This window comes from Geitlerinema sp. CS-897, assembly GCF_028368005.1.
GTDB classification, from domain to species: Bacteria; Cyanobacteriota; Cyanobacteriia; order Cyanobacteriales; family Geitlerinemataceae; genus Baaleninema; species Baaleninema simplex.
Window position 1 is genome coordinate 1 of sequence record NZ_JAQNCQ010000286.1, and the last position, 7,296, is coordinate 7,296.

Consider the following 7,296-nt stretch of genomic DNA (forward strand, 5'->3'; position numbering starts at 1 on the left):
CCTCTCCCCTTCTCCCCCTCTCCCCTAAAGGCGAGATTGAAAATACTCGCGATAGAGGTTGTAACGGAGCGTGACGTTATTGCCTAGGAGATTGGCTAACCCCATACTGTACAGTTTGAATCCTTGCATGGAGTCGAGTTCCACGGGTGTTTCCGATCGCACGACGGCTTGAAACGCAGCAGCGAGATCGGGGTGTTGTTCTAATACCCATAAATGTCGCCGTAAATGATCGCCGTAAATACCCGAATCCGTGGGAGCGATTTCGAGCAGTTGCGATAAATCTAATTCGCCTCGGGCAATGTAATATAAGCCCAATCGCACGAGATAGGGATGTCCGCCGATGCAGTGCATGAGTCGATCGATGTCGTCCTCTCCCCAGCGTAACCCGTGGCGATTGGCTAAACCGGCCACCATATCCGGGGTAAATTCGGGTAAGGCGACGGGAAGTCCCACGTTAAAGGGCGATTGGTTGACAGGCATCGGAACGTAGGCTTCTGTCGAGTGGACGATAACCAGTCGCAGTCTTTGCCAGAGGGGATTGTTTTTCGATTCTTCGTGCCACGCTCGCAGCAAGCCAAAGAAGTCGGTGGTGAGTTGGGGATAGTCGAAGAGGATATCGACTTCGTCGAGTCCGAGAACCAGGGGGCGATCGATCTCTTGTAAAAGATAATCTTCAAAATAGCGGGTACAGACGATTTTACTGCCGAGAATTTCGCTGCCTTGCCAATAGCGATCGATCTCTAAGGGAAGTTTCAGCCGCAGGGTGACGATCGCACAAAACCACCGCAGAAAGCGATCGAGGCTCGAAAAGATATCGCATTCGGCAAACTGGAACGTCAGCTGAACGGTTTCGTAGTCGTGACGGCTCGCTTCGTGTAGAATTCGCGCCATTAACGACGTTTTGCCCATTTGTCGCGGAGCTTTGACGCGAATTAACGCTCCCGGCTTAACGATTTCTTCGTAACAGCGATCTTCAATACCGGGACGCTCGACGTAAAACGCGGACGCCAGTTCCACTTGACCCCGAGGAAGCTGGGGTTCGGCGTCGATTTTGGGGGGATAGACGGGAACGGCAGCCTCTGAGAGCGACGCAGCTTCGTTTGAGGGATCGACGACGGGGAGTTGCCCGTCATTTGGGAAGTCGTCGAGGAGTTGGCGCACTAAGGCGTCCGTGTCTTTGGGCGATGTCCAAACGAGCGATCGCGCCTCTTCCAGATAGCCGCGCAATTTGTGTCCGAGCAAACTGGGGGGACAGTTAAGGTACGCGGCGACGAGGGTGGGTTTGGGCGACGCTCGGCGAGCGAAAATATGTCGAGCTAAGTTGACTTCTTCTGTAACCATTTCGCTCGAGGCTGAAGATTGAACGCCGGGAGATTGGGACAACAGCAACACCAAGCGATCGCATTGAGACAATCCCGTTTGAATTTGTCGGCGTCCAGTGGCCGTCATTCGCAGGTTAGCATCGGCCAACAGCACTTCGTACTCTCGTTCGGTGAAGGCTCGATACAACGCCAACGCGATTTCCGATTCGAGGGGAGCGCTTTGGTGGTAACTTAGGACGATTTTCTTACGAGAGGTCGGCGAAAAGGGAACGCCAGAAAACAGCTCGGGGCGATATTTGGCGTACAGAGATACCAATTGAGCGCGACGTACGGCTTTTTCTTCCCCCTCAGCAGTTTCCCAACTAAAGGTTTTGCAGATGTCCGAGAGGTGTTTGCGAACCGTCTGCTCGGTGACATAAAGATCGCTGGCGATCGCACCATCGTCTTTATCGCCAGGGAGAAATTCCAGTAACACTTCTCGCTGTCGTTGGGTGAGTCGGGCGTCGGCCTGTAGGAATTCCAGAACGTTCATATCGGCGATCGCACCCCTATCGGAAGATGGGTTGTCGGACTCGATCTCTGAATTCACAGGTGTGAAGTACTGAGACTCGGACTTAAAAATCTCAGATCGATGGTCGTGAGAATCGGTGGCGGCAATGGGTCGTGTTAGGGCGAACTCGTAGGAATCGATCGCGCTGCGATCGGACCCGAACGAACTTTCACGAGAGTTCATAGTCATTTCTCGAACGCTTGCATAAGATCGACGTACAACACCAGAGATTCACCCAAACGATCCACGCTTTTATTCTACGAAGCGATTTCAAAAACGTCTCGCGATCGCAAAAAAATTAATGTTTTTTTATGTTTGTTAGACGTTGTTCGAGTTGTCTTCTCGAGCGAGATTGCAATTTCAAGCTAGACGTTCTCATCCAGAACGCACGCTTTCAATCTTTTGAAAAGTGAATTAAAAACACGACCTAAAATTCAGCCCAGATCGAACGACTTGCCGTTTTTTGTTAGGAGAAAAGATCGTGGCACTGTTCGAATCCACCCCTTATCAAATGTTCCCTTGCCCGTTGTCTGCGACGGTCACAAATTCCGTTTCTCCCGAGACGGCCGGACGTGTATTTTTCAAAGGAACCTACTGGCCAGCCCGGTTTTATACCCTACGCCCTCAGACTCTCGTTCGACCGGGACAATCCGTGAATATCATCGGTCGCGACGGCATTACCTTACTCATCGTGCCGCGATCGACCCGTCAAGTGACCTCCACGACCGACCGTCCAAACTTGCAAATTTCCAGCGTATGACCTGCCTGACCACTGCTCTCAAAACCGGCGATCTCCCACGAATACCCCGCGATCGCCGAACTGACGAGTCCTGTTTTTGAACCGGCGACGTCAACCTTGCCCTCTCATACTTTGCCACTGACGGAGTAGTCATTCCGATGCGTTCCCAATTTCCAGCCTTCAGCCATCTAACCACCGCCCTCGAATCGGGAAATCCGATCGTCTTTGCCCTCCAACACACCCGCATCGCCGCTCGTATTTCGGGACATCTCGCCCGAGTTGAAGTCGAACAGCACTTTGAAAATCCCCTCACGCAGAGTCTCGAAGCCGTTTACGTCTTTCCCCTTCCCGCCGAAGCCGCCGTGGACGAAATGGAACTCCGCATCGGCGATCGCGTCGTTCGGGGTAACATCCAAACACGAGAAGACGCCCAGCGAACCTATCGATACACCCAACATCGAGGACGCACCGCCAGTTTACTCGAACAGGAACGGGACAACGTTTTTACCTACTCCATCGCCCACATCCCACCCGGCGAAACCGTGCGCGTCCTGCTGCGCTATTCCGACTGTCTGAAATTCGACAGCGGCGATTACGAGTTCGTCGTTCCCACCACCGTCGGTCCGCGATTTATTCCCGATCGCCGCGATCTCGACGCCTCTGGCCTCGCGCCTCCCGTCGTTCCCCCGGCCGCCGTCGACGCCAAGCGGTTCGATCTCAGTGTCGATCTCGACGCGGGAGTTCCTCTAAAAAGCGTGCGATCGCCGTCCCATCGCATCCATCTCAACTTCGAGGGCGATCGCCTTAACATCCAACTCGATGGCAGCGATACCGTTCCCAACAAAGACTTTATCCTGCGCTACCGCGTTTCCGGTCGAACTACTCGTAGTGGCGTCCTCACCCACACCGACGATCGCGGTTCCCATTTCGCCGCCTATCTCATCCCCGCCGCAACCTATCCCAAAGAAGCGATCGCGCCCAAAGACGTGGTGTTTCTCATCGACACCTCCGGATCGCAACAGGGACGACCCTTAGAACAATGTAAGGCACTCCTGCGGTGCTTCGTGAGCGGACTCAACCCCGACGACACCTTCAGTTTGTTAGATTTCAACAACAGCGTCGGCTATCTCGCCAGCGATCCCCTACCCAACACCCCAGAAAACCGCGCGAACGCCTTCGCCTACATCGATCGCCTCTGCGCCACCGGCGGAACCTATCTCCTTAACGGAATTCGCGCCGTGTTGGATTTTCCCGAACCGGAAGACGGACGCCTACGCAGCATCGTCTTGTTCACCGACGGCTACATTGGCAACGAGCGAGAAATCTTGGCAGAAGTCCAGCAGTTACTCAAACCCAGCCATCGCCTGTATAGCTTTGGCGCGGGTAGTTCCGTCAACCGTTTTTTACTCGATCGCATTGCCGAAATCGGCCGGGGATACTCGCAGATTTTACGTCACGACGCACCCATCGACGAGGCCGCACGGCGATTTTTCACTCGCGCTAACTGTCCCGTGTTGACCGACATCGAGATCGCGTGGGACGGTGCGGGAAACCCCCCGACCGTGTATCCCAATCCCTTACCGGACTTGTTCGCCACCGAACCGCTCGTGTTGTTCGGACAGACCGACAATCGCGGTTCGGGACGCCTGACGATTTCGGGACGACAAGCCGACGGAACGCGATACGAAGAGACGCTGCTCGTCGAGTTTACGGAAAACAGCAATCCCGCCATCGCTCAGTTATGGGGACGCGCTTGTTTGAAGTCCCTCTCGAACCAAACCTTCGAGGTGACACACCACACGATCGTCCGAGAAATGATCCAAACGGCGTTAGAGTACCAATTGCTGTCGCCGTATACAGCGTTTGTCGCGGTCGGTCCAGAGCGATCGCAAGTTGTAGACTTGTCCCCCAGCGTCTGCGCCACCGTTCCCACTCTACTTCCCGACGGAACGAGTTATCGAGAACGAGATTTCGGACGTTCGGTGTCGTCTTCATCTGCGAAACAAACTCCGCTGGCTGGGCGAGGAGATTCGACGCCTCGAGTCATCCGTTCCCGCATCACCCCGTACTCGAACGTCAGTCGAGAGCGATCGCGCTGCCACGCTTCGGGATTTACAGACGATTGGGTCGCCGATTTTCGCGGCCGAGGTCGTATCTCGCGTCCGGCGGCGACATCGATGGGTTTGCCAAACGTCATCTCTTTAAAGACTGCCATGTCGAACCTCGGATTAGAAATCGAAGTCGGTCGCATCGCCGGATTCGAACTCGATACCTTAGAAAACCATCGCGCCCTCGCCAAGCTCGAACAGAGTTTGCACGCCCTCCAGTATTTGCCGAAATTAGGCGCGTTCCAACTGATTTTCGGCTTAATCGTGCGCGACGGTCGAGTGCGGACGGCAGTATGTCGGCGATCGACCGTTGACAGCATCCTTCATTCTTGCGACTTGCAGCGACTACCGGACATCAAACACGCCGTCGAACAGGTGCTGTTAGGTTGGACGTTACCGCCGTATCTCTGTGGCGAAGTTTCGATCGAATTAAATTTCCGTTAATCGATCGGACGAGAACACGGAAGACACTGTTAACGGTTCGCTGCCTTCACTGGCGACTGGCGACTGTCAAAAAGCCTCCTCATCTGTCCGTCTCCCTAAGTGGTGCAGAAAACTTTTCGAGATCTAGGATTGACAAAACACATAATACGGAATCCCGTTATGAAAACCCCGTTTTGCGGCCCTCGTCGTCAAGTCCATGTATGCAAGGACTTGAATCGATTTTGGGCGATCGCTTTAAAAGGGGGTATGGGGTGCGGATTTCGTATAAAACCTGTATTGAGACTCGAGCCAGATCCCCGGCATCTCCAAGATGCCGGGGATCTCCGGCAACCATTTACCGATCTGGGATTTTGCGGCCAACCCTGTTAATACGGCGATCTCTTTTCTAACAAGGGTTTCAGGACTTTTCTGTACCACTAAGCTCCGTCTCCTCATTGTCCTCAGTCCACAGCAACTTCAGCCGTTGGCGAAATCCCCCTCGTTCGTCGCGGCGTTGTTGCTGTTTGGCTGAAACCGTGGCGCGATCGATCTCGTAAGTTTCCAGTAAGGCGTCGATCGCTTCCGACAAATCCGCCAGTTCCCGAATTAGTTCGGCGTCGTCCCTGGCTTCAGCGGCTTCGATGGCTTCCTCGACGAGTTTGTCCCGCAAGGCTCGGCGGTAGTCCGCGATGTCGAGACGTTCGACACCGCAGCGTCGTCCCGATCGGCGAACGATTTCGGGGATGCGATCGCGTACCAGTTTCTGAGGTTCTCGGCGCATAGGAGGATAGTTGGAGATCGCAACGAGCGAAAAGGGCGTATCAAAAATGGTAACGGGAAACGAGACTGCCGAAAAAGTCGATAGGATTCATATAAGTCAACTCCTCACACACACACACACGGGCAGTCCGGGAGCGGACTGCTTTTTGTTTGAGGGGGTTTTGAAACGGAATCCGAATCTCAACGCTTCGGCTCCGCTCGCTTCGACTTCGCTCAGTGTTGAGTCCGAGCGGAGTCGAGGACTCAAATACTGGTGTTACCCAACCCGACAAGTCCCTCTCTATCCCCCCAACCATCCCCCCAACCCCCCTTTGAAAGGGGGGCGAAGGGGGGATAGGGGGCTAAGGGGGGATGTGGTGAAGACTTCTTGAAACCTAACTTATGGGCACCTCGATTAATTCAAGCTTAATGAGAAAAAGGCTATGCTATCGAGAATATAGAACGAGATTTCAGGGGTTTCAGCCGTTGAGTTTTGCATTAGAATCAATTTTTCGAGGTTCCCTTAATCGGAAAAGGATGGAGTATCACCCGTTTAAGATGAAATGCGCCAGCCACCCGAGTCCTAAGCCCGACATCGACGTTCCCAGAAGTAAGAGGAACGCCTGTAAGTCGCTCAATCCTGCAATTTGCACGTCGAGGCGAAAGAGCAATCCGGCTGAGGCTAATAGAATAATGTGAGAAGAGACGTGCAGCCAAGTGAGAAAAATCACGGCCACGAACGCAGCCAGGAGAGCCGTGATAAAGCCGCGAATGTCCGATTTCAACCAGCGTACTGCAACGTTCCGCACGACCGACCACGGCGACGCCAAGGCTTCCGCCAGCAGTATCGTTAAGCCGATGCCCCAAATCCAAGGCCATCGGGATGCCTCGGAATCTGACAACACCCATCCTAGGTTGATGTAGGTGACGAGGAACAGACCGAACGAAATCCACGGTCGCGTTTTGATTTCCGAGATTAAGTTAATCGGATGCATGGTTCAGTAGGGTGCGTGTTTATCAGTGTAGAGTGCAGAGGGCAGAGTGTAGAGTGGGAATTCCTCTTTAACTCTTCACTCTAGACTCTTAACTCTTCCCTGAAAGAGGCGCACCGCCAATGTACACCGCCAACATACAAGGGGGCGTGACTTGAAAAATCGGGGATGAAATCGCCAGAGCGATCGTCACGCACCATTTTCTTATCGAAAATTTTGGGTCTAAAACCCCGTCCTAGAAGGACGGCTTTTCTTGGTTCTCTATTGCCTGAGAATCTCAAGAGGTGCGCCGCCTAGGGACGACGCGAAATAACTCGGACTCCACAAGGCATCTTTTTGGTAGGGCTTGGGCAACCCAGCTTGTCCGTATCGGCGACTCGATACCCCTTTAAGGGCGTTGACG

Annotated in this window: 5 protein-coding genes and 1 pseudogene; 2 read left to right on the forward strand and 4 right to left on the reverse strand. The window is 53.8% G+C overall.

The annotated features are described in order from the left end of the window. Positions 1-24 precede the first annotated feature (24 nt). Positions 25-2,055: an AAA-like domain-containing protein gene (locus tag POG22_RS17970; protein ID WP_498906691.1), complete on the reverse strand. Its 2,031-nt coding sequence runs from the start codon at positions 2,053-2,055 to the stop codon at positions 25-27. A 298-nt stretch (positions 2,056-2,353) separates the two neighbouring features. Here POG22_RS17970 and POG22_RS17975 point away from each other — a divergent pair, with 298 nt between their 5' ends. Both POG22_RS17975 and POG22_RS17980 read left to right on the forward strand, forming a co-directional pair. Next, positions 2,354-2,632 carry an NfeD family protein gene (locus tag POG22_RS17975; protein WP_498906692.1) on the forward strand — a complete coding sequence of 93 codons (279 nt, stop codon included), beginning with the start codon at positions 2,354-2,356 and terminating at the stop codon, positions 2,630-2,632. 137 nt (positions 2,633-2,769) lie between these two features. Beyond that, on the forward strand, positions 2,770-5,163 hold the full coding sequence (locus POG22_RS17980) for a VIT domain-containing protein (RefSeq protein ID WP_498906693.1): 2,394 nt from the start codon (positions 2,770-2,772) through the stop codon (positions 5,161-5,163). 397 nt (positions 5,164-5,560) lie between these two features. Here POG22_RS17980 and POG22_RS17985 read toward each other — a convergent pair whose 3' ends face one another. The 3 genes and pseudogenes from POG22_RS17985 to POG22_RS17995 form a co-directional block, all read right to left on the reverse strand. After that, a complete protein-coding gene (locus POG22_RS17985) occupies positions 5,561-5,923 on the reverse strand; it encodes a nucleoside triphosphate pyrophosphohydrolase (protein WP_498906694.1) in 363 nt (120 codons plus the stop codon). A gap of 523 nt (positions 5,924-6,446) precedes the next feature. After that, a complete protein-coding gene (locus POG22_RS17990) occupies positions 6,447-6,896 on the reverse strand; it encodes a hypothetical protein (protein WP_498906695.1) in 450 nt (149 codons plus the stop codon). A gap of 232 nt (positions 6,897-7,128) precedes the next feature. Beyond that, positions 7,129-7,296 (reverse strand): annotated as a pseudogene (locus POG22_RS17995) (transposase); the annotation flags it as partial.